Consider the following 25,850-nt stretch of genomic DNA (forward strand, 5'->3'; position numbering starts at 1 on the left):
TCTCCTCCCGAAGGCACGGGGAGGAAGACACGATGATAACGAGCGTATTCAAACGACGTGAGAAAAAGTACCTGATAGATGCAACGCAAAGACAAGCAATCGAGGCGGCGGCCCGACGCTTCATGACGCCGGACGATTACGGATACACGCTCATCACGAGCGTATATCTCGACACGCCCGACCGTTCGATTATCGCGCGGTCACTGGAAAAGCCCGTGTACAAGGAGAAACTGCGCATACGAGCCTATGGGCAGGAAGATGGCACAGCCCTCGTCTTCCTATGCCAACACGGCCTTATCGCCGCGCGAGCCTTCTACGGTGACATGCTCCTCGCGATTCCCGTCTTCTTCGAGCTCAAGAAGAAGTACAAGGGCATCGTCTACAAGCGACGCGTGCGCATGTCGCTCATGGGCGCATGGGCATTCGCACACGGTGCCTCCTACGAGGCGGCGATGACGACGTATCCGCTTGCGTGTGTCAAGGGGTCTGACCCCCTGACACATCACCCCACGACTGCCAGTGGGACAAATGACCTGTCCATTTGTCCCAGTTCGATCGACGTACAGATCGCCCACGAGATAGAGGCGACGCTCGGTCGCTACGACGGACTCGAGCCATCCGCGGCCATACTCTGCTGGCGTGTGGCCTGGGCTCCCCAAGGCGAAGCCAATGAGCCTCGCATCACCTTCGATGACGAGCTTTGCTACGTCGACCTCGCGGCAGATGATTCGGTCACCCATCCCATTCTCGAACCCATCACCTCGATCATGGAAATCAAGGCGAGCGTAGCGCTCCCCCAGTGGCTCACCGATACCCTGAGCTCGCTACACGTCTACCCCCAATCGTTTTCGAAATACGGCGCGGCCGCCTGCATGTCCGCCGCGCATCATGAGGAAAGGAAATCCGCTCATGCTTGATTCCGCTCTCACGTCCATTTACGCCAACTCGCAGTCGCTCGCATCGCAGGTGACCTCGGGCGAGTTCCTTATCTGCTGCCTCGCCTCCATCGTGCTTGGCATCGTCTGCGCGCTCGTCTACATGTTTCGCCACGACCACAGCAAGAACTTCGTGGTGACGCTTGCCCTGCTCCCGCTTATCGTCCAGATGGTGATCACGCTGGTAAACGGTAACTTGGGCGTAGGCATCGCCGTCATGGGCGTGTTCAACCTCGTACGATTTCGCTCGATCCCCGGCAGTGCCAAGGACATCGGAAGCGTGTTCCTCGCCATGGCCATCGGCCTTGCCACCGGCATGGGATTCATCATTCTCGCCATCGTGTTCACGGCGATCGTGGCGATCGTGAACGTCATCTATGTGATGACACCCTTTGGCAAACCGCACGAACCTGACAAGATGCTGCGCATCAGCATCCCCGAGGACCTCGAGTATAATGGTGTCTTCGAGGAAGCCCTCGGGCGGTACGCCACCGAATACAAGCTCATGAACGTGCAGACGACGAACATGGGAAGCCTGTTCCAGCTCGAGTACATGCTGCGTCTCAAGGAGCAAGGGCTCGAGAAGGCGCTCATCGACGAATTGCGTTGCCTCAACGGCAACCTGAAGATCTCCCTCGGCTACGCGCCGAAGACCCAGGAGGTGCTCTAGATGAAAAAGGTAATCGCCGCCCTGACGAGCGTGATGCTCGTCATCGCCCTCGCCGGTTGCTCGGCATCCGGAACGGGCCAGAATCAGCAATCCGAAAGCCCGAGCGACAAGATGGCCAAAGAGGAGCTCCGCTTCACCGACCGTGATCTCGACCCCAGCTACGACGAGGCAAGCGCGACCAAAATCGTGCTTGACGGCTCGGGTGCCTCCGTCACGGGCGAAGGCGCCACAGCCGACGGATCGACCGTCACCATATCGGCCGATGGAACCTATGTCGTCTCTGGCACGCTGGCCGATGGCCAGATCGTGGTGAGCCTGCCGGGTGACGAAGACAAGGCGCAAATCGTGCTCGACGGCGTCACCATCCACAACGAGGACGGTCCCGCCATTCAGGTCGACCAGGCCGACAAGGTCTTCCTCACGCTTGCCGACGGTTCGACCAACGCGCTTTCGGACGGAACGAGCTACGCCCTTGCCGAGGGAGAGGACGAGCCGTACGCCACACTGTATTCCAAGGATGACCTGACCATCAACGGCTCGGGCGCGCTCCAGGTAACCGGCAACTATCGCCATGGCATCGCTTCCAAGGACGACATGGTCATCACCGGCGGCACCATCAGCGTCACGAGCGCCGAGGATGCCGTGCGCGGCAACGACGCCGTCGAGATTGGCGGAGGAAACATAACCGTGAACGCGGGAGATGACGCGTTTCACTCGGAATACCTGTTCTACATCGCGGACGGCACGGTAAGCGTGGAAAGCTGCGTGGAGGGATACGAAGCCGAGAAGATCCTCGTGCATGGCGGCGAGACCAGCATCGTGGCAAGCGATGACGGCGTAAACGCATCGGCCGCCGAGGATTCGACGACCACGGGCGACGCGTCGCAAGGGGCAGCGTCTCAGGACAATCAACCGCCCGCCATGCCCCAGGGTGAAGAGCCGCCCCGGGACGGAACGACCCCACCCGATAGGCAAGGCGGCAAGCCTCAAGACGGGACTGGCCCCGGCCGACAGGGAGGCGCCATGGCGATGCCCGGCGCAAGCGAGGAATGCCTCATCCAGATCAACGGCGGCACGCTTGTCGTGAACGCCGGCGGTGATGGCCTGGACTCCAATGGCTACATCGAGATCAACGGCGGAACCGTGTTCGTGAACGGTGCTTCGAACTCCGACGACAGCGGCCTGGACTACGAGTACGAGGCGACCGTCAACGGCGGCAACGTCATCCTCATGGGTAGCGCCGCCATGGCCGAGGACTTCACCGGTGGCCTGCAAGCGCACCTCATGGAGCGCACGAGCGGAAGCGCAGGCTCGACCGTCGAGGTCATGGACGCGTCTGGTGCCGTCATCGTCTCCTACGTCTCCCCCAAGGCCTTCCAGGCGGTAACCGCCTCGGCCCCAGGATGTGCGAGCATCGCTGTGCGATGAGAGGTAATGAGACAAAAGTGGCCGGGCCACTTTTGTCTCATTACTGCACCTTGCGGATGACGAGCGCATCATCCGATGTGCTCACACGCAGACCACCGGAGGTCTCGGTCGTGAAGCCCTCGTCCTCCATCCCGTCGAGGACCCGATCAATCTGACCGGCCTCGAGACGCGCATCGGGATTGACCACAAGCAAGCAGGCACGCATCACACGACGAGCCATGGATCGATCGATCGAGCGCAGCGCCTCGGCTGGCATAGACGCGGTCTCGCCATCCCACGTAAGCGTCCGGTAGGCAATCGAATCCGCCTGACACCGCAGCGCCTCATCCTCATCGGCAATGAGGTCCATGGTCTGGGCAAGCGAACCTTCGAACCCCGGGCGCAGCTCGCGAAGCACGGGGATGAGTTCGCGCCGCACGCGGCTGCGGAAGTTATCACCCGTGAGATTCGTCTCGTCCTCGCGCCAAAGCCCCTCGTCTGCCGTGTCCGAATGGCGCTTCCTCAGCCAATCGCGCAGCTGCTCGCGCGATGCGTCGAGCAATGGACGACGTAGATTGCCGCGGACACGCGGGATGGACGCAAGACCCCCGGGGCCCGTTCCCACGAGAGCGCGCATGAAGAATGTCTCGACGCGATCGTCAATCGTATGCGCGGTGCAGATGAGCCCGTCCTTGGCACCCACCCGAGCGCAAGCGCGATCCAGCGCCAAAGACGCCAGGCGATAGCGCTCCTCACGTGCGATGGCCTCCATCCCTCCCCTGCGGGCCTGTGACAGTGCGCCTATGTCCACGCGCTGCACCTCGCAGGGTACGTCGAGCTTCTCGCAAAGCTCGCGCACGAAGCGTTCGTCACCATCGGAATCCTCGCCGCGCAGCATATGGTTCACGTGCAGGACAAAGGGGGCAACGCAATCGGGAGCAGGCAACGAGTCCGCAAGCATCGCGAAAAGCTCATCATCGGAGCCTTCGCCTGCAACATACGCGCAGACGAGCTCGAGCAAGGCCGTGGAATCCGAGCCACCCGAAACCATGAGCAGCACGGGAATCTTTGCCTGCGCTTCGGCCATGCCTACCCCCAGAACCGGCTGGAGTTCTCGAGCCTCGCGGTCGGACGCCTGCGCGTGTGCACGCTGATGTTCGCGAACTGCAGCACGATCAGAATGAGCAGCAGGCACATCTCGGCCAGATAGGTGATGACAGCGCCCATGAGACCGATGGAGTTGATAAGCGCAAACGAGGCAATGAGCGAGAACGCGAACGTGATGAGATAGAGCTTCACGACGCTGTTCTGACGGCGCTGAACGGTGATGATCTGATAGATGAAGTCGATGGCCGCCGTAATGCCACCGGCAACGATCATGAGGTTCATGAGGACCCTGAACTGCTCGAAGTCCGTGTTGTACAGCACGCTCATGATCGGAATGCCAATCCAGTTCATGATGATGAGGTTGAAGACGGTGATGGCGATAATCGCGCCGAACACCGCCATCATGATGATATTGAACGTGCGACGCTCGTCGGGATTCTCCCAGGCTGCGGCCAAACGCAACAGCAGCGGCTTGTAGAGCAGACTTGCCGTGAGCAAGATGCCCTGCGCAGGAAAGTAGAGCACGTTGAAGTACAGCTGATTATCGTAGGACAGCGGACCTTCCATCATGAACTTGGGCATATTGTCGATGAGGCAGTAGAGGAACAACGCGACGAAGACGGGAAAGCAGCGCTTGAAGAGGTTGATGACGCCCTTCATGTCCCAGCGGCGCGACTTGGGCGTCTCCATATAGGCGAGCGGAATCGTGAGCACCAACAGACTTGCCGCAGCAACGACCGCCATGACAATGCACGAAAAACCCAGGTTGCGCGTGATGAAGAGCACGATGCTGAACACGATGAGCACGACGGCGCTTCGGAAGGCCTGCGAAATACCCGCGAGATACATCTTGTCGACTTGCTGCAAGCGCCCTTCGTAGACATCGGCCAACGCATCGACCATGCGATACAGATACACGCCCATGCTGATGACGAGCATGTCGGACTCATAACCGCGGATGCAGCAATACACATAGCCCACGACAACCATAAGAATGCAGGTGAGTATGCGATTAATTTGATAATCCGCAAAGGAATGGTCCTCGTCGATGTCCGACACCTGGTAGGTACGCACACCGTAATTGCCGATAATCATCAATAAGGTGCCGGTCACAAAGGCAAGCGAGAAGATGCCGGCCTGGTCGGCGCCGACGAGCTGCGTGATGACGATGGTGAGCAGCGGAAACACGACGCCCCATACGCCGATGCCGACGCTATTGAAGATGAAGTCGCGCGTGGTCTGATGGGGAGAGTATTGCTCTTCCTGGCTTGTAAGCGAGCGCTGCGAGGCCGCGCCGACGAGACGGTCGATCCAATGATTCACCAGTCGTGCGATTGCGCCTTGCTTGCGCGCTTTGTTGGGCCTTCGATCCATAGCGCGATTATAATATCGCATAAGACGAACGTCATCCGGGGAGGCATCATGGCCGATACCATCACGCAAGAGCCCGTTTCGTTTCCAAGCACCGATGGCGAGACGACCATCCACGGCTATATCTGGCGCGACGAGGACTGTACCAGTCCCCGCGGCGTCGTCCAGATTGCCCATGGCATGGCCGAGCACATCGAGCGCTACGACGACTTCGCGCGTTTTCTGGCCGGCAAGGGTTTCATCGTCGGGGGCTACGATCACCTCGCCCATGGTGATAGCGTCTCGCAATCCACGTCTTGGGGCGAGCTTGACCCGCGCAACGGCGCAAATCACCTCATAGAGGACGTGCATCGCATGCGCTCCTCCATGCTGGCACATACGCCGGCGGACCTTCCCTATTTTGTCTTCGGCCATTCGATGGGAAGCTACGTTATACGCGATTACATTGCGCGGCATGGCGAGGGACTGGCCGGTGCCATACTCTGTGGCACGGGTTATGTCGCGCCCCTTGTCTCGAAGGCAGGAAATATGCTCTCCCGCGCCATAGCTGCCGTCCGTGGCAAAGGCTACGAGAGCAAGTTCCTGGATTCTATGGCCGCAGGCGGCTTCAACAAGGTCATCGACGATCCGCGCACGGAGGCGGATTGGATTTCCGCAAACGAGGAAAACGTCGACCGCTACCTCGCCGACGAGAAGTCCGGCTTCATGTTTCCCGCTGGTGGCTATGCGACGCTCACGGCGCTCACGCTCGAGGCGTGCAGTCCCGGAGCCTTCCGGGCGATTCCGCGGGACCTGCCCCTGCTCTTCGTAGCCGGTGCCGAAGATCCCGTAGGCTCGATGGGAGAAGGCGTCAGGAAGGTCGCCGAGATGGCACGCGAGGCCGGCGTGCAGGATGTCGAGGTACGCATCTACGAGGGCATGCGTCACGAAATCTTGAACGAGAGGGACGCGCAACTCGTCTATGACGACGTGGCAACATGGCTCGACGAACATCTGGATGGAGGTGCCCAGTGACCGGCAAATACGTCATCGCCCTCGACCAGGGCACGACCTCCTCGCGCTCCGTCCTCATCGATCATGAAGGTCGCTCGGTCGACTCCATCCAGCGCAAATTCCCCCAGATATATCCTCAACCAGGATGGGTCGAGCAGAATCCCCAGGAGATTATCTTCTCGCAATTGGGCTCGATGACCGACCTGATTACGTCTCATGCGCTGGAGGCAGACGATATAGATAGCATCGGTATCACCAACCAACGCGAAACCACGATCGTGTGGGACCGCGAGACGGGACGCCCCATCGCAAACGCCATCGTATGGCAATGCCGTCGTACTGCCCCCATCATCGCCGACCTCTGCTCGGACCTGGCCGTATGCGACAGAATCGAACTCGTCACCGGTCTGCATCCAGACGCGTACTTTTCGGCAAGCAAGATCAAGTGGCTTCTCGATAACGTACCAGGCGCACGTAAGCTTGCCGAAGACGGTCAACTGCTCTTTGGCACTGTCGACTGCTGGCTCATCTGGAATCTCACGGGCCGTAAAGTGCACGCAACCGACGTCACCAACGCAAGCCGCACCATGCTCTACGACATACACAAGAGTTGCTGGGACAAGGAACTGCTCGAGCTTTTCGACATTCCCGAGCACATGATGCCCGAGGTGCGTCCGAGCGCAAGCTTCTTTGGCGAGACCGACTACCCAAACATCCCCGCCGGCATTCCCATATGCGGCGTTGCGGGCGACCAGCAAGCAGCACTCTTCGGGCAATGCTGCTTCGAGGCAGGCCAGGCCAAGAATACCTACGGCACGGGCTGCTTCCTGCTGCTGCATACGGGCGAAATGCCCGTCTCGTCGAGAAACGGCCTCGTCACGACCATCGCGGCATCCGCTCCCAACGTAGCGCATACCGAATACGCTCTTGAGGGCAGCGTCTTCATGGCCGGCGCGCTCATCCAGTGGCTCATCGACGAACTCGGCATCGCGCAGACTCCCGCCGAGACACAGCAGCTCGCCGAAAGCATCCCCGACACGGGCGGCGTCTACATCGTTCCCGCGTTCACGGGCCTCGGCGCACCCTATTGGGAGCCCGATGCGCGCGGCGCCATCTATGGGCTCACACGTGGGGCCGGTCGCGCGCATATCGCCCGTGCAGCGCTCGAAGCGCTCGCGTATCAGGTACACGACCTTGCCGTTGCCATGCAAGCAGATGCGGGCCTCAAGATCAGGCAGCTCAACGTCGACGGTGGCGCCTCGGCAAATGACTTTCTCATGCAGTTCCAAAGCGACATCCTGCAAACGCAGATCCATCGCCCCGCGAACATCGAGTCAACGGCGCTTGGCGCGGCATACTTGGCGGGGCTTACCAATGGGTTCTGGAATGGCACCGAGGAGTTGCGCGCCATGCGCATGACGGACAGCGTCTTTGACCCGCAGATGCGGCCGGCCTACGCCAACGAGCTCCTCCGTGGCTGGCGCGAAGCGGTGAGGAGAACGTGCTGAGGAGGAGATTTCTCGACTACGGGGCTTCGCCCCTCCGCTCGAAATGACAGGGAGGGGTTCCGGCCCCTCGCTCGAGATGACAGGGGCAAAACAAAAGGGGCCGCGGCGTTATGCCACGGCCCCTCGCTTCGGGGAGGAAGCTAATACCTGCTACTTGTTCGCAGCAACAATACCATCCATGTAAGCATCGATGATGTCGTTAACCTTCTTGGTGCTGAACTGCCATCCACCATGGGATGCACCGACAATCGCGTAACGCTCGGAATCGGCACCCAGCTCCTTGGAGCGCTTGTAGAGCTCCATCGTGGAGATGGGCGAAACGAGCGTGTCAACGGTGCCATGGAAGCTCAGGATGGACGGATCATCCGCATCAAGATAGGTAAACGGGCTGAACTTGGCCGTCTTGTCGAGGTTGCTGAACACCGATCCGCCGGGGTTCTGACCGAAGGCCGTGCCGTTGATGAGCATGGCCTCGGTATTGGCCTCGGACTGGTGATCGCCAATCAGGCCCGTACCGGCTCCGATGAGCGTGAGGTCGGACACACCGTACATATCGACGACGCCCTGAACCGCGGAGCTATACTCGAGGTTGTCGCCAACATCGAACTGGATGTTGTCGTCAAACTTCGTGGTATTGCCCAAAACGCCCAGCATGGAGGCCATATAGCCACCTGCAGAGGTACCGGTTGCAATGATGCAATTCGGGTCGATGTTGTACGTATCCGCATGGGCACGCAGCCACCTGATACCAGCTTTGGCATCCTGGAGGGGACCAGGATTGGTCGTCGCAGGGATGACACGAATCTCAGCAACAGCAACGACGTAGCCACGCTCGGCATAACGCAGATACCTCATCGCATCTGCATTCGAGGAGCTGAAGCCACCACATGCAGCGATGTAGAGCACCGGACGGGGGCCGTCATCCCTGCCCTTGGAGGGCTGAAGGATGGTCATGCGCAGGTTCTTGTAGACACCCTTCTCGCTAATTGCCTTGTAGCCGATCTCAGTGGTCTCGTTAATAGTCCAATGATTGGGATCGGTAGCGATATTCTCGCCGCCAGCCGTAGCGTCCGCAAGCGTCGGAAGATCCTCGGCCTTGTAAGCCTCGGTGCCCTTGGCCAAATCAACAGTCGGCACGGCAGTGGTAACAGCCGTCGTACCATAGGTGTTCAGGAAGTTAACGGCACGCTCAATCGTGGCACCCTGCTCGAACTGCTTGCCGCCATGACCAGCGCCCTCCACGACATAGCGCTCGGTATGAACACCAGCATCGTTAAGACGATTCTGGAGCATCTTGGTGGCAACCGGCGACACGAGCGTGTCCGCAGTGCCATGGAACATGAGGAACGGAACTGTGTTCGCGTTGATGTAGCTGAAGGGACTCGCGGCGGCAACCTTGTCGTTCATCGAAGGATCAAACACGCCGGGCTTCGCCGCGCCAGCACCCGCGCCATTGAGCAGAAGCGCCTCGGTGGTGGCGGCAGACTTATGGCTGTCCTGCAGTTCCTGAGCCAGGCCCGCGCCGATGATGGTAAGGTCAGAGACACCATAGAAATCGATGACGGCATTGACTGCAGAAGACTCGTCGAGATTCGCACCCACATCGAGCGCAACATCTTGCATCTGGCCAGTCCGGCTATTGGGATACTGAATCTTATCCAGATTGCTCGTAACGCCAACCATCGTGGACCAATAGCCACCTGAAGAGTTACCGGCAACGGCAACCTTGGTCGAATCGAACTTGTACTTGTTCGGCTCGGTCTTGGAGCTGGCCTTCAGGAAGCGAATACCCGCCTTGATGTCCTGGAGCGGACCGGGGAAGGTCACGCTCGGACCAACGCGATGCTGCACAGACGCAACCACGTAGCCAGACTTGGCGAGCGTGAGACGCGTCTCGAAATTGCTCGCGGGATTGGAACTGGTGAAGCCACCGCCGTTGATCCACACGAGGAGCGGAGTCTCACCGTTCTTTGCCGTGGACGGCGTCAGCAGTTCGATCTTGAGGTCGACAGGGGCACCGTACTGGCTCGTGTGGAGATACGGAATGATCTCCTGGCTGACAGTCACATCCTTGTTCTCGTCAACTGCCCTATCGAGCTCGATCACGTTGTAGCTATTGGCATCCTCGAGCGAAACCAAACCGGGAGTGTCCTCGCCGATGGCTGCCTTCGAAGGATCTACCACGCCCGTATTGAACGGATCCACCGGCACGACGGGTGCCTCAGCACCGCTCACGCCATACCAACCGATACCCTCATCGTTCCAGCCGATGCTCACAAGGCGGGAATGCTCATCGAGGCTCGTGGTGTAGTTGTGGGATCCGGCATTATTCGTTGCTGCATTGGGATCTACGTTGGGGTTGAACTGCCTGTAAAGGGGCACACGCTCCTGGTCGTCGGAATAGAAGCTGGTGCCCTCATCCTTCCAGCCAAGCTGCACGAGAGCGTCGCGCTCGCCGGCATCCTTGGTGTAGTGATGATCGGTGCCCGAATATACCCTGTACACGGGTGTCTCGGAAGTGACCGGCGCATGCCAGCCGATGCCCTCGTAATTCCAGCCGGCAGCGACGGTGGCGTCCTTCTCCACATCGCTGGCGGTATAGAAGTGCTCGCCGGAGTTGGGGTTGTACAGACGATACATCGCCTGCGTCTCGGTGTCGGCGGCACCGTTGTCCGCGATGGCGACGCTAGCCGGCACGGTGACCAGCGTGAGCATTGACGCCGCCATGACGCAGGCCATGGTCTTTCTCGCGAAACCAAAGTGCTTTGGTTTACCCATTATGTCTCCCTCCCATGAAAAGTATTGACGTACGCACGATTTCTCCCTCCCCAAGGTGACAGCCGAAAGTCCATGCAGGCTCACGGCAGGCCGCGTACACGATGCACGCGACTTTCACGACACGGTATGAAGTGGGCGAATGATTGTCTCCCCACGAAAGGTGGGTAATGGGATGGAAGGTTGGATAAGGTGAGCTAGACCTGCTTCTTTGTCTCTTTGACTATCTCGATGAGCTCGTCTTTTCGGTGAATGCCCATCTTGCGGTAGATGCTCTTGCTGTATCCCTTGACAGTACTAACAGCTACCGTCAGCTCTTCCGCGACGTGCTTGGCGGTGTAGCCTCGCGCCATGAGAGAAGCCGTTTCACGCTCGCGCTCCGTCAAGTCATAGCGAACTGCAATCATATCCATGGCGTACTCATGACGCTCGTCAGAGGAAAGCTCGTATTTTGGCTGCACCGTTACGTCGTCATCTAACGCACTCTCGTTTTGGTCAAGCTTGTTCATGAAGAGTCTGCGATTAACGACAATCATCACAAAGAGCACAACGCACATACCTAAAGATATGACGAGTCCTGCCGCGGCGCCCACGGGAGCCAGGAAATCAGCAGGAGTAAGCTGGAGATAGGCAAGGATAGCCGGAATTATCGAAGAGGTAATACCCGCAGTTCCGCCAAACATCACAAGGAAAACCGCTGCACAAGAGATGAACGAGTGCTTGCCATCTATACCCCAGAGACTTATAAGCGCCATGGAGTACACAAGCAGCGCCGAGTACAACGCCGTGACAAACATCGAAAATGATTGTGGCGGAACGAGGGAGAACAAAACTACAAACACGATGAATCCAACAAGACCGATAGAACCTATGACCAAAGTACATCCCGAGGTCGTCTTCGAACGCCATGCGATGCAGAGAAACGCTAAGCCAACGCCAAGGGATACCAGGTACGAATAGATTGTCCTAGGATTCGGCGCATAGTTCACTCCCCCATGAGCCCAACGACTGCGCAGAAAGGCTCCACAAAGCAGTTCAGCAAAGATCAAGATCATGGTGCATATCTGAACTATGCGCAGATAATCACTCCGAAGAAGCGGTTCTGACCCGCGTTCAGGCTGGCAAGCAGGCACGTTTCTCAGCAGATACAGGCAAATCAATGCGAGTAGCGGATACGACAAGCTAAGCATCGATGCCCATCCGCGCGGAAACACATCAAACAGGCCAAATACATGACTCACCACAAAGGCACCCGTTATCATGGTGGTGATCTTGTCTTTGGATAATCTCACGAGCACGCGAAACCATCCAACCACAAGAGCCGCGAAGCCAATGCAAAGGACAACGATACTCACGACATAAAACGCGTCAGCCGTTATGCCAAGTGACCTTCCCGCACTGTTGGCAACGACACCCACAACGGCAAGAATACCGCCGACAGCATAAGTAACGAGCCTATCCTCCAATCGCTCGCCCTCGCGCAAGGCTTTGGTCCTCTGCAACGACACGAGCGCCAATATGCATCCAATTAAAATGAGTACAGCATCATATACAACACGCAGCCCTGAAAAATTCGAAGTGATTCCCATGGTCAGAGATCCGAAAAAGGGAGCCCTGAACATCGCGCAAAGCGAAGCCAGCCCAACAAGGCATATGACCGTCTTTTTTGGGCTATGTTTCAAAAAGTGTGTCCGGCGGGACATCACTGACGGTACCTCGTCGGCATGTGAAACTCGTTCCAGTCGATGGCCTTCCCATACCTCTCCGGGCTTCCATCCGAATGCCGGCCCTCGCCCGAGACGGTTGCGAAAAGCCCGTCGACGTCTTCGTCCCTCGGCATGCGGCGCAGGATCTCCGCCGGGCTCTCGGGCTCTTCGGTGTGCATGTAGCACCACCACATGAGGGCTATGTTTCAAAAAGTGTGTCCGGCGGGACATCACTGACGGTACCTCGTCGGCATGTGAAACTCGTTCCAGTCGATGGCCTTCCCATACCTCTCCGGGCTTCCATCCGAATGCCGGCCCTCGCCCGAGACGGTTGCGAAAAGCCCGTCGACGTCTTCGTCCCTCGGCATGCGGCGCAGGATCTCCGCCGGGCTCTCGGGCTCTTCGGTGTGCATGTAGCACCACCACATGACGGCCTTCACGCGGTGCAGCAGCGGCAATCCCCGATGCAGCCTGAGCATCTCCCTCAGTTGCGCGTTCAGGCTCTCGATCGGGTTGTTGGTGGAATCCCAGCGCCCGCCGCGCTCCCTTTGCATCTCGATGAATGTGAAAAGCGTCCCTTCCTTCACCAGGCGGTTGAGGCTTCCCCTGGCCCGCCGCAGCCTCTCGTGCGTGTAGACCCTCCTGCCGTCTTTCACCGTGAACTCCTTCAGGAACTCGCTCCAATCGGAGCACCACTGCGCGTAGTCGACGAGCCACTCCCTCATCGCGTCCTCGTCTTTGGCCCTCGTCAGGCGGTTCGCGATGCCCAGGAGCTCGCGGCCGCACTCGAGCTTGGGACTCTTGGTCGTGTAGCGCTTGACCTGGCGCGCGGCATGCACGACGCAGCGCTGTATCCTGGTGCCGGGCCATACGGTGCGCGCCGCCTTCGCGAGCCCGGTGGATCCGTCCGACACCACCAGCATCGGAGCGGGTATCCTCATCATCAGCGCCGCCCAGGAGCTCGAGCACTCCCTTTGCGCCAGGTGCCATGCGATCACGTGCTCCTTGGAGCGCGCGACGAGCACGACGGCGTCGTGGGAAAACCAGATGCCGTCGAGAAAGACCGTGTCGAAGACCTCGCCGGTGAAAGGGGCGATGGGCCAAAGCTCCCAGAACCCGGCGCACTTTCGCCAGAAGGTCGACCTGCTGTATCCGAGATCGGCGATCGACCTCTTGGAGAGGATCCAGGCAAGGAAGGCCCGGAGCAGCTTGGCGGCGTTGTCAATCCTTCTCGTCTTGGAGGCACCGCACGACTTGCACCGCCAGCGCTTGGTCCCTGCCTTCGTGTATCCGTTCCCCTTCATCTCGCTTCCGCAAACGTCGCATCTCGGGCTACTCAAGGCGTCATCCTGTCCACTAGGCAACTTTTCCCTTCGGAAAGCTTGCCTGAACAGGCACGTCAAGAGGAAAGCGGACACACTTTTTGAAACACCTTCGAGTTGGGCGATTCCAACTCAAGGACCTGATTTGCTTGTGTTCAACTGGGGTAACGGGTCTTATTCGGACACACTTTTTGAAACATAGCCCTCTTTTTTGTTTCCCCCGACAAATGTCAATCCTCGCGGCTTATACGCAAACTGATGGATTTGCGCCTTCCCTACGCGAGAACCCTCCCCAGCGCAAATATTACTCCAATCAAGGGCAAAGTCCATGCACGGCGATGATAGACGAAACCCAACGAAGCCGCCTCGTACGAGAGATGCTAATCCCTGTGAAGCGCCTCAGATGGATCAACGTTGCGGAGAAGACCAGGGTTTTCGAAGAGGGTCGGAGACACTTTTGCCTCCGGTCCTAATAAAGCGCTATCGGATCCAACCCTTACGGCAGCAAATCGTACTTCGCATCGCTGACCGGCTCGAGCCATTCGTTCGAGCAGCCCTCGCCCGGTGCCTCGAAGGCCACATGCGAAAACCAACTGTCCTTTGCCGCGCCATGCCAATGCTTGACGCCCGCAGGGATGAACACGACATCCCCCGGATGCAACTCCCGGGCATCCTCGTCCCAGAACTGGCACCAGCCACGGCCGTCCGTGCACAGCAGGATCTGGCCGCCACCCTTATCCGCATGGTGGATATGCCAGTTGTTGCGGCAGCCCGGCTCGAAGGTCACGTTGGCGAGGAAGATCGTTTGCTCGGGGTCCGTCAGCGGGTTGAGAAACGACTCACCAATGAAGTACTGGGCAAACGCATCGTTGGGATTGCCAAGGCCGAACAGGGGATCGGCCGCATTGCCTGCTTTAGTCATCGTAGACCTCCTTCGCCATGCGAAACGCCGCCCAGGCGTTGGGCCAGCCGGCATAGAACGCGAGCTGCGTCAGAATGGCCGCCATCTCCTCCTTCGTGACGCCGTTTGCCTTGGCGCTGGCGAGGTGATACTGGAACGACGTGTCGACGAGCCCCTTGCTCACGAGACAGGTCACGGTGATGATGGAGCGCGTCTTGAGGTCGAGCTCGTCCTCGCGCGACCAGACCTCGCCAAAGAGCACGTCGTCGTTGAGCTCGGCGAACTGCGGGGCAAAATCCCCCAACTGGTCTCTTCCTGCCGTCTGCTTTACCGTCATGATCCTTCCTTTCAACCTCTGGGCTTTTCCTAAGCATAATATGCACAACATGCAATAGCGCGATAAAGAATTCTATTTCATATCTTGATTGTCCGTAGGTGTACCCACGAAGTACAATTCACATCATGCAAATTGCTATGCATGATACGCAAGGTGACCTACATGGATATCGACCAGCTCAGACAACTCGAGGCATTCGCACATCATGGCACCATGTCGGCAGCCGCCAATGCATGTGGCCTTTCGCAATCGGCCTTCAGCCGATCGATCCAGCGGCTCGAGACAGAGCTCGGCGCCCAGCTTTTCGACCGGCAGAAGAACAGCGTCCACCTCAACGAAACGGGACGGGCAGCCGTCGCGCACGCCAGGAGCGTGCTGCGCGAGGTGCAGCTGCTCCAAGATGCCGTCGACGAGGCGCAGCGCCGTGCCCGCACCCTGCGCGTCGGTACCTGCGCACCCGCTCCCCTGTGGAACCTGACGGCACGCATCGTCGAGCGATTCCCCTCCGACGTGTTCAACTCGGAAATGCTGGGCGAGGAGGAAATCGAGCGCCGCGTCCTAGATGGCAGCATCGACTTCGGCATATCGCAGAAGCCCTTCCTGCTGCCCGTGATAGCGAACGCACGGCTCATGACCGAGACGCTCTCGATCGCCGTCGCGGCCGACCATCCGCTCGCTACGCGCAAGAGCGTCACCTTCGATGACATCGACGGCGTTGACTTTCTCCTGCTCGAGGACATTGGCATCTGGCATGACATGCACAGGCGTCTCATGCCGCATTCGCACTTCGTGATCCAGAAGGACCGCGAGGTCTTCACGCGCCTTGCCGAAGCCGGGACAATGCCGGTCTTCGTGACCGACATCCCCATGCAACGGGGCCTGCTACCCGACCGCGTGCGCATCCCCATCGACCATCCCGCCGCCACCAAGACGTTCTACCTGCTCGTGCGCAAGGACACCGCGCCGCGCGTGCGCGAGATATTCGACTGGATCGCGAACACGTAACGTCATTCGACAAGTTGCTTCCTTACATCCACGGAAGTTCTTACGCGCGCATGACATGCTGGCTATAATCACGTCCATGAATCACGACGTGAGCGACATCAGAAAGCGAACGCGCCAGGGCATAGCAGCTGGCATCGGTTGCTACCTACTCTGGGGCCTGTTTCCCCTGTATTGGAAGCTGCTCGACCATGTCGATCCGCTCGAGGTCACGGCACAGCGCGTCATCTGGTGCTTTGCGCTCACCGCCGTCATCTGTCTCATCGCGCGATGGAACTTCACCTCGCTGCTCAAGAACAAGCGCGCGCTGCGCTTCCTCATCCCAGCCGCCATCATCATCACGTCCAACTGGGGCATCTATGTCGTGGCGGTTCACATGAACCATATCGTAGAGGCGTCGCTCGGCTACTACATCAACCCGCTCGTCTCCATCTTGCTGGGACTCATCGTGTTCAAGGAACGCCTTTCACCGCTGCAATGGGTCGCTGTTGCACTTTGCTGCGTCGGCATTCTCTACTTCACGATCAGTTACGGGAGCTTTCCCTGGTTGGCCATCATGCTCGCCGTGACCTTTGGCGTCTACGGCGCCATCAAAAAGAAGGGCGGATACCCGGCTGTGGAGGCCATTGCCGTGGAAAGCGCCGTCATGACGCCCATCGCCATCGTCTTTGCCGTCGTGCTCGCGCTCGTGACGGGAAGTCACGGATTCCTCGGCGACATGACGAGCGTCTCGGGTTGGAACACGACGGGACTTCTCATCTTTGGCGGCGCGGTTACCGCGGTTCCGCTCATCTTGTTCGCGACAGCGGCCAACTCCATTCCCCTGACCGCCTTGGGCTTCATGCAGTACGTGAGTCCCACCATCGCCCTGCTGTGTGGCGTGTTCGTAAACGGCGAGGCTTTTACCACTGCCCACGGCATCTGCTTCGCGTGCATCTGGTGCGGGCTCGCGCTCGTCGCCATCGACATGATCTGGACGGCACGCAAGACGCCGGAAGGCGCGCTCACACCCCTGGAAGCCGAAGAAGCGGCCGAAATCGTGGAGTAGGCGTCGGGTGTATCGCCCCTACTTCTTCCCGGAGTTGTTATAGCGGTCGATCAGGCCCTGCATGGAGTCCATCTCCGCCTGAAGCTCGCCGTTCGATGTTTGGAGCTCGGTTAGCTGTGCTTGCTGCTCGTCAATTGCCGCCTTGGCAGCACCGTACTCGCTCGCGACTCCACCAAAGAGGATGAAGCGAACGATGATGACGACAGCCAGAACGACGGCGATGACGGCGGCCGCGAGGAGAGCTCGTGGATCAACCGGCTTGATGCGCCGGGCCTTGTCGTAGTTCTGCTGGCTCACGGAGCTGCCCCGCTGCTGGCCGGGCTGGCTCACATAACGGTCTCTGCTGTATTGCGTCGCCTGATTAACGCTGCGCTGCCCGGCACGTGGAACGGAATGCTGAGCGGGACGCGCATCTCGCTGACGCATATCCCGCTGGCGATTGTCGTGCGGTTCATATGCGCGATCGACACGAGCACCACTGCGGTTGCGCCTTTCGCCGCGCTGCTCTTCGTGCACAGCCGGGCGTCGGCTGGAGCGGCGATTGCCACTGCGAGAGGTATCGTAATCGACATCCTGTCTGCTGCGTTGACGCGAGCGAGAGGAATCCTCGGGACGCTGACGTTTCGGGCGGCTTTGCGGCCTGCCCTCGGAGTATCTTTCGTCTCGTTGCGCCGAGGCATGACGCGCGTAGCGTTCGGACGTACGCGAGTAGCGGCTCGATCCAGTGCCCGTACGACGCTCGGAGCGTCCCTCGGGGACATCACGACGGGAGCGTCTGCTGCGCTCGTAATCGTCATCGTATTGTCCACGCGAATACGTCATTCGGTAATCACCACCTGGTAAAAACCGGGGGCATCGTAATCGAGCGTCTTGAATTCGTAACCCAATGCGCGCAGGCCGTCGATAATCTCGGGAAGCGCTTCTGTGGTGGTGTTCTTGCCGGGGTTATCGTGCATGAGCACGCAGATGGGAGAATCCGTCTTTGCGAAATACTCCGCTTCGTTGAGTACGTTACTCACGATGCGATCTTTGGGCGTCGAGCCGTTCACGAACTGCGAGGGCTCACTGTCACCGGCAAGGACATTCCAATCGAAGTACTGATAGCCGCGCTCGAGCATCGCGCGGGGAAGCGCCTTGCCGATTTCGGGATTGTAATAGCCGATGGTGAGACTGCCACCGGCAAAACGCGTGATCTTGATTTCGTGGCCAACGGCAGCCTCGAGCTTGGCCTTGGCCTTGTCGAAGTCGCTCGTAAAGTAATTGTCGACGCCGCCCTTATAATAGCTGTACGAGTCGTCCTGGTCCCAGTCATGGATGCCCACGACCGATCCTTGTTCCTCGATCTTCTTGCACAAGTCGAGGTTGAGGTACGTGTAGAGCTCGTCGTTTGCCAGACAGAACCAGGTTGCGACGGCCCCTTTCTGCTTGAGAATCTCGAGATTCTTGGGAGTGAGGGCATCGCACGGGCCATCGTCGAAGGTAAGGTAGGCGACCTTTCCGCCCTTATCACCGAAAAGCGAGAGGCGTCCCTGGGCATTGCGCCAGGCGATGTACGTGTCCTCTTCTTGCTTCTTGAGCTGTTCGTTTTGTTGGGTCGCGGTGGCAACGCTCGCCTTTGCCTGCTCGAGCTCCTCGCCCGACTTGGCATAACTCGACTCGACATGCGAAATGTAGAACTGCTGGGCGATTGCTCCAATGAAGAGAACGACACACGCGATGATGAGTATGCGGAATATGTTATTGCTCGTTTGCATGGGGGTCATTATCGCATAAAGCCGGGGCATACCCCTTCCCGCTCGCGGGAAATGCGCTATAATCCTTACCCGCGCGCCGTTGCGCGCCATATTCTAGTGGGGATGTAGCTCAGCTGGGAGAGCATCACGTTCGCAACGTGGGGGCCGAGGGTTCGAATCCCTTCATCTCCACCACTCAAACCATCAGCCCGCATGAGCGGGCTTTTTTCGTTAACCCACGTTCGATTGGCAGCGACGGTTCTTGTCGCTGCCAATCAATCACCGAAGAGCTTGCTCTGGGAGATGAGCCCCTGGGGCTTCTCCACGGCCCAGTCCAGATGCTTCTTTGCCTCCGGAGAACCGGGAGCGGCAGCAAAGGCGAGACAACTCTCGTTGATCGACCTGAGCAATTCCTCGAGCGATATTGAATCGTGCCCTCCAAGATAAGCTTTGAACGCCTGGTAGAGCTCGCTACGCTTGGATGCTCGAATACCCGGGGCGTGTTTCTCGGCCCAGGCATGGAGTGCCGCATCAAGATACACGTCCTGCTCGGCGCCAAATTGATGAAACGCCTCGTCAATGGGCGCCCAATACATGTCGAACAACCTTCTTTGCTCGGTCGCGCCGTACTTTGCCATGATGACGTTGCGGAGCAAGTCGATTGTCGAAAGCGGCCTGCCCTTCGCATTGAGGCTCTCGAACACTTGCTGCGGTGCGTCATCTTCTTCGAGCTCGACCGCGACCACGCGCAAGCTGTCGAGACCCTTTATGACGGCATCGACGTCGGCGGATGGCTCCTCGACCTTTTCCCTGAAGAGTTCGTATCCCTCGATGAGGAGCTGGGAGAGGTCATCCTCCCCAGGAGCCGGAGCGCCATCGACGAGGTGCGCCATGGTAGGAGCATCGGCGTCCGAGAGCACGAGCTTGGACGTATCGGTAACGCAATGCAGATACGTCTCGTCGATCTGGTTTGCCCGGGCCGCATCGCCCGCATCGCGCATCGCGTCCCTGAGCGCCACGAGCATGAGCGTGAGCGTGGTGAGTCTCTGCTGGCCATCAATCAGGCTTACTTCTGCGCATTCAGTGGCAGCGTCGGATCCACCATGAGCTCTTTCAGTTTCCGGACGGTAGATGAACGTACCTGTAAAATGCCCGTCCGCACCGGAATCTGCCTTCATCATGTCATTCCACAGCTGCTCGCACTGCATCCGGTCCCATGAGTAGACGCGCTGGAACACGGGTATGAGATATCGTGTTCCCGGCTTTCCGAGTATCTCCGAAATCGACTTGAGCGATGCAATCATGTCGTATCTCCTAACGAATCGACAACGCTACCAGCGGGAATCCGCATTGCGTAGCTTCTCGCGAAACTCTCTTGCATATTCCTCGTTGTCCGCCTTCTTGAGCCTGTACCCTGACGTGAGCGCGGGTGCCCCCAACTTTGCCCAGTCGGAGCCGGACCTGTATTTCTTGACGCCGTGATAGCGATAATTCTCCGCCCACATCAGGCAAAAGCCGCGGAGCTCGCGCAGGATGGGCTCCTTGTCATCTTGGTAAACGTCCTCGACGTATCTTTTGAATGAGGCGTAGGTTTGCTCTGCGCTTTGAATGCGGGCGCCCTTGAGACGAATGGCGAGCCAGCTTTTGATTCCCGTATTGAGCTTGAGAGAACCAGGGTCAGGCGCGAACATCTCCTGACTCACTTTCCAATACTCCTCGAAAAGGCGCGTCTGCTCGTCGTGGCTTTCCGTCAGCAAAAGATAATTGCGCACCATATCCGCTACGTTAAGCGGCACGCCCTTGGAATTCACGCTCTCGAATATGGGCTGCGCATCGCGGTAGTCGTCCACCTCGACGAAGATGGTCGTGAGGCGATGCAGGCCTTCGAGCAATAACTCGTAGTCGAAATCGTCCTCCGCCATCTTCTCCTCAAAAAACGAAAGATTATTGGTGATGGAAGACATGGGATTGCCAGCTTCTCCCCTAATCACGGCATCATAGGAGCCCGCATCATGATGCGAGGGCAGGAGCTTGGTGATCGGTAGTCCATCATCAGTCTTGCCTATGAAGAGATAGCGCGAGATGAGCGTCTCCCCGTCGATCGCTTCGTCAGAAGAAAGTCGAGGATGAGATCCCAGGTATCTTGCCAGGGCAAGGATGATGAGAGATACACTGGTCAGGCGCTGCTGGCCATCGATAATCTCGATATGGTCAGGTACTTCCCCCTCGTAGACAACATTGTAGAGAACGGTGCCCAGAAAGTGATTGCGCTTGCCACGAGCCGCTCGCAATATGTCCAACCAGAGCTCTTCGCATTGCGTCTCGTTCCATGAATAGAGGCGCTGGTAGGCCGGGATGACAAAGCGCATATCGCCCTCATCCATAAACTCCAGCATGTTCTTCTGCATTACCTTCACGGGGCACCTCGCTCTCTGATATTCCGTTGCATTCATTTTGGAAGATAAGGTCTCTGCTTGCTTTACAATATCGTACATGTTGTACGATAACTTCAGGAAACCGGAGAAAGACCGTGACAAACACCGAAGATGCGAGATTCAGAAACTGCGAGCGGCGCATACGAGACGCGCTGGCAGACCTTCTGCAGACCAAGAGCCTCACGGACATAAGCGTAAGCGAGCTTTCCCGCAAGGCAAAGGTTAGCAGGGCAACCTTTTACGTCCATTACGACAATGTGGGCGACGTCTTCGACGAGCTCGTGGGCGAGGTCATGGACAACGTCCTTTCCTTTGGGGAGCGCTTTTCATGTGAGAACGCGGAATGCGCCATGCACGAAAAGCCCCGTTACTGCGAACGCGTGCGCTCCGAAAAAAAGCTTGCGGGTGTGGTGCGCGAGGCCCGCTTCTTTCCGTCCGTGATGGCGCTTGCCTGGGAGGATCCCGACGCGAGGACAGGTGCGGCGACGAGGGGCATCGATCCTGTGGTCATGCGTGCCGTCAGGCTCTTCCAAATGAGCGGATGCCACGCAATCGCCAGCTCCGAATTCGCGCAGCGAGATGACTGGCCACGCATTCGCCGCGCCATAGACGCCTTCATCGAGGGAGGCCTGCGCGCTCTCGAGAAAGCTTGACGGGACGATAGGGACGAAACTTATGCCAAGCGTCGCTTACTTCACTTATGGTACGGCTCGCCGTGCATGATCTTGAAGGCGCGGTATATCTGCTCAAGCAACACAACACGCGCAAGGTTGTGCGGTAGCGTGATCTGGCCGAACGAGAGCGTTTCGTCAGCACGTTTGTAGACTGATTCATTCACACCATCAGAACCACCTATGCAAAACACGATATCGCTCGTCCCATACGTCATGAGCTCATCGAGGCGATGCGCAATTCCCTCGCTCGAGCGCTGCTCGCCGTCAATGGCGAGCAGGATGAGGTGCGCGCCTTCTGCTACGCGGATGATCTCGTCACTCTCGAAGTCGATGCCACGATCGGGAATCTCGACGATGCGCAGCTTGGCATATCCACCCAGACGCTTGACGTACTCCGCCACCGCATCCTTCCAGAAACGCTCCTTGAGCTTGCCGACGGCTATGACCGTTATTCCCATCCGCACTCCTACTCTCGCTGTGTGCAATACAGTATAATCATGGGCTGTTATACATTTCGACATCACAGAGGATGCATCATGGCAAACCAGCGTTACACCCTGACTTCATACGATCCCGTCTACGTCGTGGCGGAGGAAATCAAGATTCCCGAGGAGGCCGTGCGCAAGACGGCCCTTCGCTGGCTCGAGCTCAATGTCTGCAAAGAAGGCGAGACGCCCAAACTCAACGACCAGTGGATTGCAAAACACGTTGAGGACCTCAATACCGTCGAGGAACTCCTCATCTTCATCCGCTACAACATGTACAAGGACAACGTCGAGGTCCAGCAGCTCGCCGACCAAAACGTCATCTGCCGCGAGCTCGCGACGCGTCTCGTCGAGGATCTGCCGCAAGACCTTGTAGAAGAGGCGCTTTACGCATCCGCCTATCGCCTGGAAGAGATGCTCCGCATGAACGGCCTGCAGAAGAAGGACTACTGCGAGCAGCGCGGCATCTCCGAAGAGCAGCTCGATGCCGAGGTGCGCGAGAACACCATCGAAAGTCTCAAGGAGGATTCGGCACTCGCCGCTTGGGCAGATCATGCAAACTATACGCTGTCGGCCGAGGACTTCTACGAGATCATCCCCGGCGACTCCGTACAAGACAAGGCCTATAAGCGCCGTCAAATCGAGCTTGAGGGCAGAATGCCCCAGATGGAAGAGTATGCGCTCAAGGCCAAGGCCCTGCGCGACGTCATGGAAAACGCCATGATCAAGCGCACGCCGGACGACAAGGAGTGGATGCGCTACGGCGATACGAGCAAGGACGTCCTCGACGCCAACAAACAGTTCCCCGACAACTTCATCTCGCTGTAGGCGCTCGCGTCTTCATACAGGTATGAAAGAGGCCCGCACAAGCGGGCCTCTTCTTTAGATGCTATGCGCAGTGAAGTAGCTGTCTATTCGACGACCGTGATGTCGGCCGTCTTGGCAAGCCAGCGGGCAGCCATAGACTGGCGGCACATCTTGCGCAGGTCCGCCATGCGATGAGCCTCCTTAAGCTCGGCAATCTGCGCCTCTGCGTCATCGACCCCGGAAAGCTCCCGGGCGATGTCCTCGTCGGTAACCTCCCAGCCCTTCTCCTTGAAGAGGGCCTCGAGCGCCATGTCACGCTTGGCGCGATCGATGGACTCCTGGTTCACCTCTTCCTGCATCTTCTCTGCCTCAACGTTGTTCTTGAGCATCCAGTCCTGCAGACCAGTGCCTTCCTTCTGGAGCCGCTGCATAAGCTCGCGACTCACGTTATCGCGCATGAAATCGACGTAGTACTCGGGGACCTCACCCTCAAAGCGCTCGATGAGGGCGTCTACGACCTTCTGTTCGAGTAGCTTGGGCAGCTCACGATCCTTTTGCATGTTGATGGTCATCTTCATCTGATCGTGCAGATCATCAAGGCTCGTGGCGCCAATCTTGGCGAGAAACTCCTCATCAAGCTCCGGCAGAACGCGTTTGCGAATCTGCTTGACCTCGACATTGGCATGTAGGTTGCCATCGCCAAGTTCTGGGCGCTCCTCTTGGCCCTTCGCATCAAAATCGAAGTCGAGCGTGTAGCCAATCTTGCTACCGATAACGTGCTCATCGAAGCTCTCGGGCATGGAGCCGCCGCCGATGCTGAGCATGCGCTCGACATCGTTGAGGCCCGGGATGACAGCGCCATCGTTCATGATGGTCATTCTGACTGTGACGTAGTCTCCGTCTTCGACCTCGTAGTCCGGGTCATCGATGACATCGTAGTTATAGTAGACGCTCAGCAGCTCGTCGATCTGAATTTCGATTTCTGCCTCGGTTGCCTCGTTGGGCGGCATTTCGATCGAGACCTCGTCATAACTCGAGAGCGTACCCTCTGGTGGAACCGGGCCCGATATCGTGAAGGTAAAGGGCTGGTTCTCAGCGGGAATCTTCTCGAGATTGAACTGCGGGTCACCGATGAAAAGTACGTCAGCGTCATCGAGCAAGGCGGGCGCCTCGCCGTTAACGATGTCCTCGGCAATGCGGGCGAATACCATATCGTGGCCGCCTGCTTCACGCTCGATGACCTCGCGCGGAGCCTTTCCCTTGCGAAATCCCGGGATTTCGTTCTTGGCAAGCTCCTTGAACGCCTTGTCGATGTAGGTGTTGACCTCGTCCGCACTTGCGGTCATGGTCACGACCATCTCCTGCACCGCATCATCGGACTCGCGTGTGATATCTGTGATTTCCAACTTGTCTCCCCAAACGTATATGGAACAGCGCGAGTTAGTCGCGGTAATTGCCCGCAGGATCGACCTTCCTGCGCAGGGAAAGCTCATCGGAATGAAGAATGACGTAGCGCATGCCCTTGAGCGTGACGATGAGGTTCACGACCTCATGCGAGCCGGCGCCGCCATGGTTATACAGCTGGTAGGTAAGAACCTCGCGATCGATCATGGGCTGGTAGATGGGAGAGCCGTCCACATTCTCGCGCAGCAAAATGGTTGGCTGACGACCAAGCTCCTCCTGGCGCAACGCGATGTTATACAGGATGTCCTCCTGCTCCTCGGTCAAACGACCAAGCTCCTCGATCTCTGCGATGATCTCTGCTTCAGTTGACATGTAAGCCCTCCTAGAATTGGCGCAATGCCGGTAGTATAACGCGGCACGCGTCCATTAAATACTGAAAGGGCCCGATACGGTTAGATATCGGGCCCTTACAGGTTTGATGGCGAAATGCTAGATGCCAGCGTAACCCTTGGAAGGATCGCTGCCGCCAACGCCTTCGATGCTGTCGCCAGCCTCATTGCCGGTGCGCTTCGTGGAAGTGTAGCCACCCCAAGCACGGGCGATGAACTTATCCTTTACCCAGAAGATCTGAGCCTTCATGAGATCAGCCTGCGAAACGCCCTCTTCGGCCATGGCCTCATCCTTGCTCTTGCCTTCGGCAACGAGCTTATTGAGGATTTCAGCGGCCTCAGGGGCATCGAGAGCCAAGAACTCTTCAGGTGTCATATGGGTTTCCTCCTAATCGTCTGCAATCTAATTCTAGGCCTGGCCAGCCGTAACCGGCCAGGCCTATTCTAGCTTATCCAGGCTCTAATTAGAGCTGGAACAGACACATCGGGCGGTCAAACTCCTTCATCTTGGCAATCATCTCATCGAGCGTGCCGTAATACATGGAGTGCGACTCTTCAACCTGGACTGCCAGGGGACGCTGGCCGGCCTTGTCGCCGCCGGTGCCCCAGTGCTGCGAGAAGATGCAGGTCGGAATGGGAAGGTAGATCCACTCCCAATCGTCACCGTCGTTGCCCTCGCCGACCTTGAACGGGCCGACTTCGACTTCCTTGATAGCAAACTGATCAAGGGGAAGACCGAGCTCTTCCTTGCAGGCGATTTCTGCGGCGTGGTTGCCAGAGAAGAAGGTGTAGTCAACCAGCAGTGCGTACTTCTGATCTGCCATTTAAGTAACTTCCTTTC

At 58.3% G+C, this 25,850-nt stretch carries 26 protein-coding genes and 1 tRNA gene; 10 read left to right on the top strand and 17 right to left on the bottom strand.

Annotated features, from left to right (window positions below; genetic code table 11):
• Nucleotides 1-32 precede the first annotated feature (32 nt).
• Genes OIM11_08635 through OIM11_08645 form a run of 3 tightly spaced genes read left to right on the top strand, consistent with a single transcriptional unit; the run spans nt 33 to nt 3,033 of the window.
• Nucleotides 33-917 carry a polyphosphate polymerase domain-containing protein gene (locus OIM11_08635; protein ID HJJ01185.1) on the top strand — a complete coding sequence of 295 codons (885 nt, stop codon included), beginning with the start codon at nt 33-35 and terminating at the stop codon, nt 915-917.
• A complete protein-coding gene (locus OIM11_08640; GenBank protein HJJ01186.1) occupies nt 910-1,605 on the top strand; it encodes a DUF4956 domain-containing protein in 696 nt (231 codons plus the stop codon). The genes OIM11_08635 and OIM11_08640 overlap by 8 nt, the downstream gene beginning before the upstream one ends.
• The gene (locus tag OIM11_08645) at nt 1,606-3,033 is read left to right on the top strand and encodes a carbohydrate-binding domain-containing protein (protein ID HJJ01187.1); all 1,428 of its coding nucleotides are present in this window, start codon (nt 1,606-1,608) and stop codon (nt 3,031-3,033) included.
• A gap of 40 nt (nt 3,034-3,073) precedes the next feature.
• Here OIM11_08645 and tilS read toward each other — a convergent pair whose 3' ends face one another.
• Both tilS and OIM11_08655 read right to left on the bottom strand, forming a co-directional pair.
• Nucleotides 3,074-4,099: a tRNA lysidine(34) synthetase TilS gene (gene tilS / locus OIM11_08650; protein ID HJJ01188.1), complete on the bottom strand. Its 1,026-nt coding sequence runs from the start codon at nt 4,097-4,099 to the stop codon at nt 3,074-3,076.
• A gap of 2 nt (nt 4,100-4,101) precedes the next feature.
• Entirely contained in the window at nt 4,102-5,442 is a 1,341-nt protein-coding gene (locus OIM11_08655) for a lipopolysaccharide biosynthesis protein (protein ID HJJ01189.1), read from the bottom strand.
• Between the two features lie 99 nt (nt 5,443-5,541).
• Here OIM11_08655 and OIM11_08660 point away from each other — a divergent pair, with 99 nt between their 5' ends.
• Nucleotides 5,542-6,504 carry an alpha/beta hydrolase gene (locus OIM11_08660; protein ID HJJ01190.1) on the top strand — a complete coding sequence of 321 codons (963 nt, stop codon included), beginning with the start codon at nt 5,542-5,544 and terminating at the stop codon, nt 6,502-6,504.
• The gene (glpK, locus tag OIM11_08665) at nt 6,501-7,991 is read left to right on the top strand and encodes a glycerol kinase GlpK (GenBank protein ID HJJ01191.1); all 1,491 of its coding nucleotides are present in this window, start codon (nt 6,501-6,503) and stop codon (nt 7,989-7,991) included. Before OIM11_08660 ends, glpK begins: the two co-directional genes overlap by 4 nt.
• 150 nt (nt 7,992-8,141) lie before the next feature.
• Here the strand turns inward: glpK and OIM11_08670 are convergent, their stop codons facing one another.
• The 6 genes from OIM11_08670 to OIM11_08695 form a co-directional block, all read right to left on the bottom strand.
• A complete protein-coding gene (locus OIM11_08670) occupies nt 8,142-10,769 on the bottom strand; it encodes an alpha/beta hydrolase fold domain-containing protein (GenBank protein HJJ01192.1) in 2,628 nt (875 codons plus the stop codon).
• Nucleotides 10,770-10,963: 194 nt separating this feature from the next.
• Nucleotides 10,964-12,355 carry a helix-turn-helix transcriptional regulator gene (locus OIM11_08675; protein HJJ01193.1) on the bottom strand — a complete coding sequence of 464 codons (1,392 nt, stop codon included), beginning with the start codon at nt 12,353-12,355 and terminating at the stop codon, nt 10,964-10,966.
• 113 nt (nt 12,356-12,468) lie between these two features.
• A complete protein-coding gene (locus tag OIM11_08680) occupies nt 12,469-12,651 on the bottom strand; it encodes a hypothetical protein (protein HJJ01194.1) in 183 nt (60 codons plus the stop codon).
• Nucleotides 12,652-12,702: 51 nt separating this feature from the next.
• Nucleotides 12,703-13,890: an IS1249 family transposase gene (locus OIM11_08685; protein ID HJJ01195.1), complete on the bottom strand. Its 1,188-nt coding sequence runs from the start codon at nt 13,888-13,890 to the stop codon at nt 12,703-12,705.
• A 400-nt stretch (nt 13,891-14,290) separates the two neighbouring features.
• Nucleotides 14,291-14,716, bottom strand: a complete 426-nt coding sequence (locus tag OIM11_08690) for a cupin domain-containing protein (protein HJJ01196.1) — start codon at nt 14,714-14,716, stop codon at nt 14,291-14,293.
• Nucleotides 14,709-15,032, bottom strand: a complete 324-nt coding sequence (locus OIM11_08695) for a carboxymuconolactone decarboxylase family protein (GenBank protein ID HJJ01197.1) — start codon at nt 15,030-15,032, stop codon at nt 14,709-14,711. The genes OIM11_08690 and OIM11_08695 overlap by 8 nt, the downstream gene beginning before the upstream one ends.
• A 162-nt stretch (nt 15,033-15,194) precedes the next feature.
• On the opposite strand from OIM11_08695, the gene OIM11_08700 reads away from it, so the two are divergent.
• A complete protein-coding gene (locus tag OIM11_08700) occupies nt 15,195-16,037 on the top strand; it encodes a LysR family transcriptional regulator (GenBank protein ID HJJ01198.1) in 843 nt (280 codons plus the stop codon).
• A gap of 88 nt (nt 16,038-16,125) precedes the next feature.
• Nucleotides 16,126-17,082: an EamA family transporter RarD gene (rarD, locus tag OIM11_08705; GenBank protein ID HJJ01199.1), complete on the top strand. Its 957-nt coding sequence runs from the start codon at nt 16,126-16,128 to the stop codon at nt 17,080-17,082.
• A gap of 18 nt (nt 17,083-17,100) precedes the next feature.
• On the opposite strand, the gene OIM11_08710 is transcribed toward rarD, so the two are convergent.
• Both OIM11_08710 and OIM11_08715 read right to left on the bottom strand, forming a co-directional pair.
• Nucleotides 17,101-17,904 (bottom strand): hypothetical protein, encoded by an 804-nt coding sequence (locus OIM11_08710; protein ID HJJ01200.1) that lies wholly within the window; start codon nt 17,902-17,904, stop codon nt 17,101-17,103.
• On the bottom strand, nt 17,901-18,836 hold the full coding sequence (locus tag OIM11_08715) for a polysaccharide deacetylase family protein (GenBank protein HJJ01201.1): 936 nt from the start codon (nt 18,834-18,836) through the stop codon (nt 17,901-17,903). The genes OIM11_08710 and OIM11_08715 overlap by 4 nt, the downstream gene beginning before the upstream one ends.
• Nucleotides 18,837-18,934: 98 nt before the next feature.
• Here OIM11_08715 and OIM11_08720 point away from each other — a divergent pair.
• Nucleotides 18,935-19,010, top strand: a tRNA-Ala gene (locus tag OIM11_08720).
• Between the two features lie 80 nt (nt 19,011-19,090).
• On the opposite strand, the gene OIM11_08725 is transcribed toward OIM11_08720, so the two are convergent.
• Nucleotides 19,091-20,119, bottom strand: a complete 1,029-nt coding sequence (locus OIM11_08725) for a DUF262 domain-containing protein (GenBank protein ID HJJ01202.1) — start codon at nt 20,117-20,119, stop codon at nt 19,091-19,093.
• A 27-nt stretch (nt 20,120-20,146) separates the two neighbouring features.
• Nucleotides 20,147-21,223 (bottom strand): DUF262 domain-containing protein, encoded by a 1,077-nt coding sequence (locus OIM11_08730; GenBank protein HJJ01203.1) that lies wholly within the window; start codon nt 21,221-21,223, stop codon nt 20,147-20,149.
• Between the two features lie 122 nt (nt 21,224-21,345).
• Between OIM11_08730 and OIM11_08735 the strand changes: the two genes are divergently transcribed.
• A complete protein-coding gene (locus OIM11_08735) occupies nt 21,346-21,903 on the top strand; it encodes a TetR/AcrR family transcriptional regulator (GenBank protein ID HJJ01204.1) in 558 nt (185 codons plus the stop codon).
• Between the two features lie 41 nt (nt 21,904-21,944).
• Here OIM11_08735 and OIM11_08740 read toward each other — a convergent pair whose 3' ends face one another.
• The gene (locus tag OIM11_08740; protein HJJ01205.1) at nt 21,945-22,382 is read right to left on the bottom strand and encodes a 23S rRNA (pseudouridine(1915)-N(3))-methyltransferase RlmH; all 438 of its coding nucleotides are present in this window, start codon (nt 22,380-22,382) and stop codon (nt 21,945-21,947) included.
• Nucleotides 22,383-22,460: 78 nt separating this feature from the next.
• On the opposite strand from OIM11_08740, the gene OIM11_08745 reads away from it, so the two are divergent.
• Nucleotides 22,461-23,237, top strand: a complete 777-nt coding sequence (locus OIM11_08745) for a hypothetical protein (protein HJJ01206.1) — start codon at nt 22,461-22,463, stop codon at nt 23,235-23,237.
• An 83-nt stretch (nt 23,238-23,320) separates the two neighbouring features.
• On the opposite strand, the gene tig is transcribed toward OIM11_08745, so the two are convergent.
• From tig to OIM11_08765, 4 genes are all read right to left on the bottom strand, one after another.
• On the bottom strand, nt 23,321-24,622 hold the full coding sequence (gene tig, locus OIM11_08750; protein HJJ01207.1) for a trigger factor: 1,302 nt from the start codon (nt 24,620-24,622) through the stop codon (nt 23,321-23,323).
• Nucleotides 24,623-24,656: 34 nt separating this feature from the next.
• Nucleotides 24,657-24,992, bottom strand: a complete 336-nt coding sequence (locus OIM11_08755) for a hypothetical protein (protein HJJ01208.1) — start codon at nt 24,990-24,992, stop codon at nt 24,657-24,659.
• 117 nt (nt 24,993-25,109) lie between these two features.
• On the bottom strand, nt 25,110-25,385 hold the full coding sequence (locus OIM11_08760; GenBank protein ID HJJ01209.1) for a hypothetical protein: 276 nt from the start codon (nt 25,383-25,385) through the stop codon (nt 25,110-25,112).
• An 88-nt stretch (nt 25,386-25,473) separates the two neighbouring features.
• On the bottom strand, nt 25,474-25,833 hold the full coding sequence (locus OIM11_08765) for a hypothetical protein (GenBank protein HJJ01210.1): 360 nt from the start codon (nt 25,831-25,833) through the stop codon (nt 25,474-25,476).
• Between the last annotated feature and the right edge of the window lie 17 nt (nt 25,834-25,850).

It is taken from the genome of Coriobacteriaceae bacterium, from assembly GCA_025992705.1.
Classification (GTDB): domain Bacteria; phylum Actinomycetota; class Coriobacteriia; order Coriobacteriales; family QAMH01; genus QAMH01.

What these genes read in the sequence shown, in the direction of transcription:
- OIM11_08675 (HJJ01193.1), bottom strand. Translation starts at nt 12,355, where the DNA reads ATGGGAATCACTTCGAATTTTTCAGGGCTGCGTGTTGTATATGATGCT.
- OIM11_08765 (HJJ01210.1), bottom strand. Translation starts at nt 25,833, where the DNA reads ATGGCAGATCAGAAGTACGCACTGCTGGTTGACTACACCTTCTTCTCT.
- OIM11_08755 (HJJ01208.1), bottom strand. Translation starts at nt 24,992, where the DNA reads ATGTCAACTGAAGCAGAGATCATCGCAGAGATCGAGGAGCTTGGTCGT.
- OIM11_08680 (HJJ01194.1), bottom strand. Translation starts at nt 12,651, where the DNA reads ATGCACACCGAAGAGCCCGAGAGCCCGGCGGAGATCCTGCGCCGCATG.
- OIM11_08700 (HJJ01198.1), top strand. Translation starts at nt 15,195, where the DNA reads ATGGATATCGACCAGCTCAGACAACTCGAGGCATTCGCACATCATGGC.
- OIM11_08715 (HJJ01201.1), bottom strand. Translation starts at nt 18,836, where the DNA reads ATGCAAACGAGCAATAACATATTCCGCATACTCATCATCGCGTGTGTC.
- OIM11_08695 (HJJ01197.1), bottom strand. Translation starts at nt 15,032, where the DNA reads ATGACGGTAAAGCAGACGGCAGGAAGAGACCAGTTGGGGGATTTTGCC.
- OIM11_08730 (HJJ01203.1), bottom strand. Translation starts at nt 21,223, where the DNA reads ATGCAGAAGAACATGCTGGAGTTTATGGATGAGGGCGATATGCGCTTT.
- OIM11_08690 (HJJ01196.1), bottom strand. Translation starts at nt 14,716, where the DNA reads ATGACTAAAGCAGGCAATGCGGCCGATCCCCTGTTCGGCCTTGGCAAT.
- OIM11_08725 (HJJ01202.1), bottom strand. Translation starts at nt 20,119, where the DNA reads ATGATTGCATCGCTCAAGTCGATTTCGGAGATACTCGGAAAGCCGGGA.
- OIM11_08645 (HJJ01187.1), top strand. Translation starts at nt 1,606, where the DNA reads ATGAAAAAGGTAATCGCCGCCCTGACGAGCGTGATGCTCGTCATCGCC.
- OIM11_08635 (HJJ01185.1), top strand. Translation starts at nt 33, where the DNA reads ATGATAACGAGCGTATTCAAACGACGTGAGAAAAAGTACCTGATAGAT.
- OIM11_08670 (HJJ01192.1), bottom strand. Translation starts at nt 10,769, where the DNA reads ATGGGTAAACCAAAGCACTTTGGTTTCGCGAGAAAGACCATGGCCTGC.
- OIM11_08640 (HJJ01186.1), top strand. Translation starts at nt 910, where the DNA reads ATGCTTGATTCCGCTCTCACGTCCATTTACGCCAACTCGCAGTCGCTC.
- OIM11_08745 (HJJ01206.1), top strand. Translation starts at nt 22,461, where the DNA reads ATGGCAAACCAGCGTTACACCCTGACTTCATACGATCCCGTCTACGTC.
- OIM11_08760 (HJJ01209.1), bottom strand. Translation starts at nt 25,385, where the DNA reads ATGACACCTGAAGAGTTCTTGGCTCTCGATGCCCCTGAGGCCGCTGAA.
- OIM11_08660 (HJJ01190.1), top strand. Translation starts at nt 5,542, where the DNA reads ATGGCCGATACCATCACGCAAGAGCCCGTTTCGTTTCCAAGCACCGAT.
- tilS (HJJ01188.1), bottom strand. Translation starts at nt 4,099, where the DNA reads ATGGCCGAAGCGCAGGCAAAGATTCCCGTGCTGCTCATGGTTTCGGGT.
- OIM11_08740 (HJJ01205.1), bottom strand. Translation starts at nt 22,382, where the DNA reads ATGGGAATAACGGTCATAGCCGTCGGCAAGCTCAAGGAGCGTTTCTGG.
- OIM11_08710 (HJJ01200.1), bottom strand. Translation starts at nt 17,904, where the DNA reads ATGACGTATTCGCGTGGACAATACGATGACGATTACGAGCGCAGCAGA.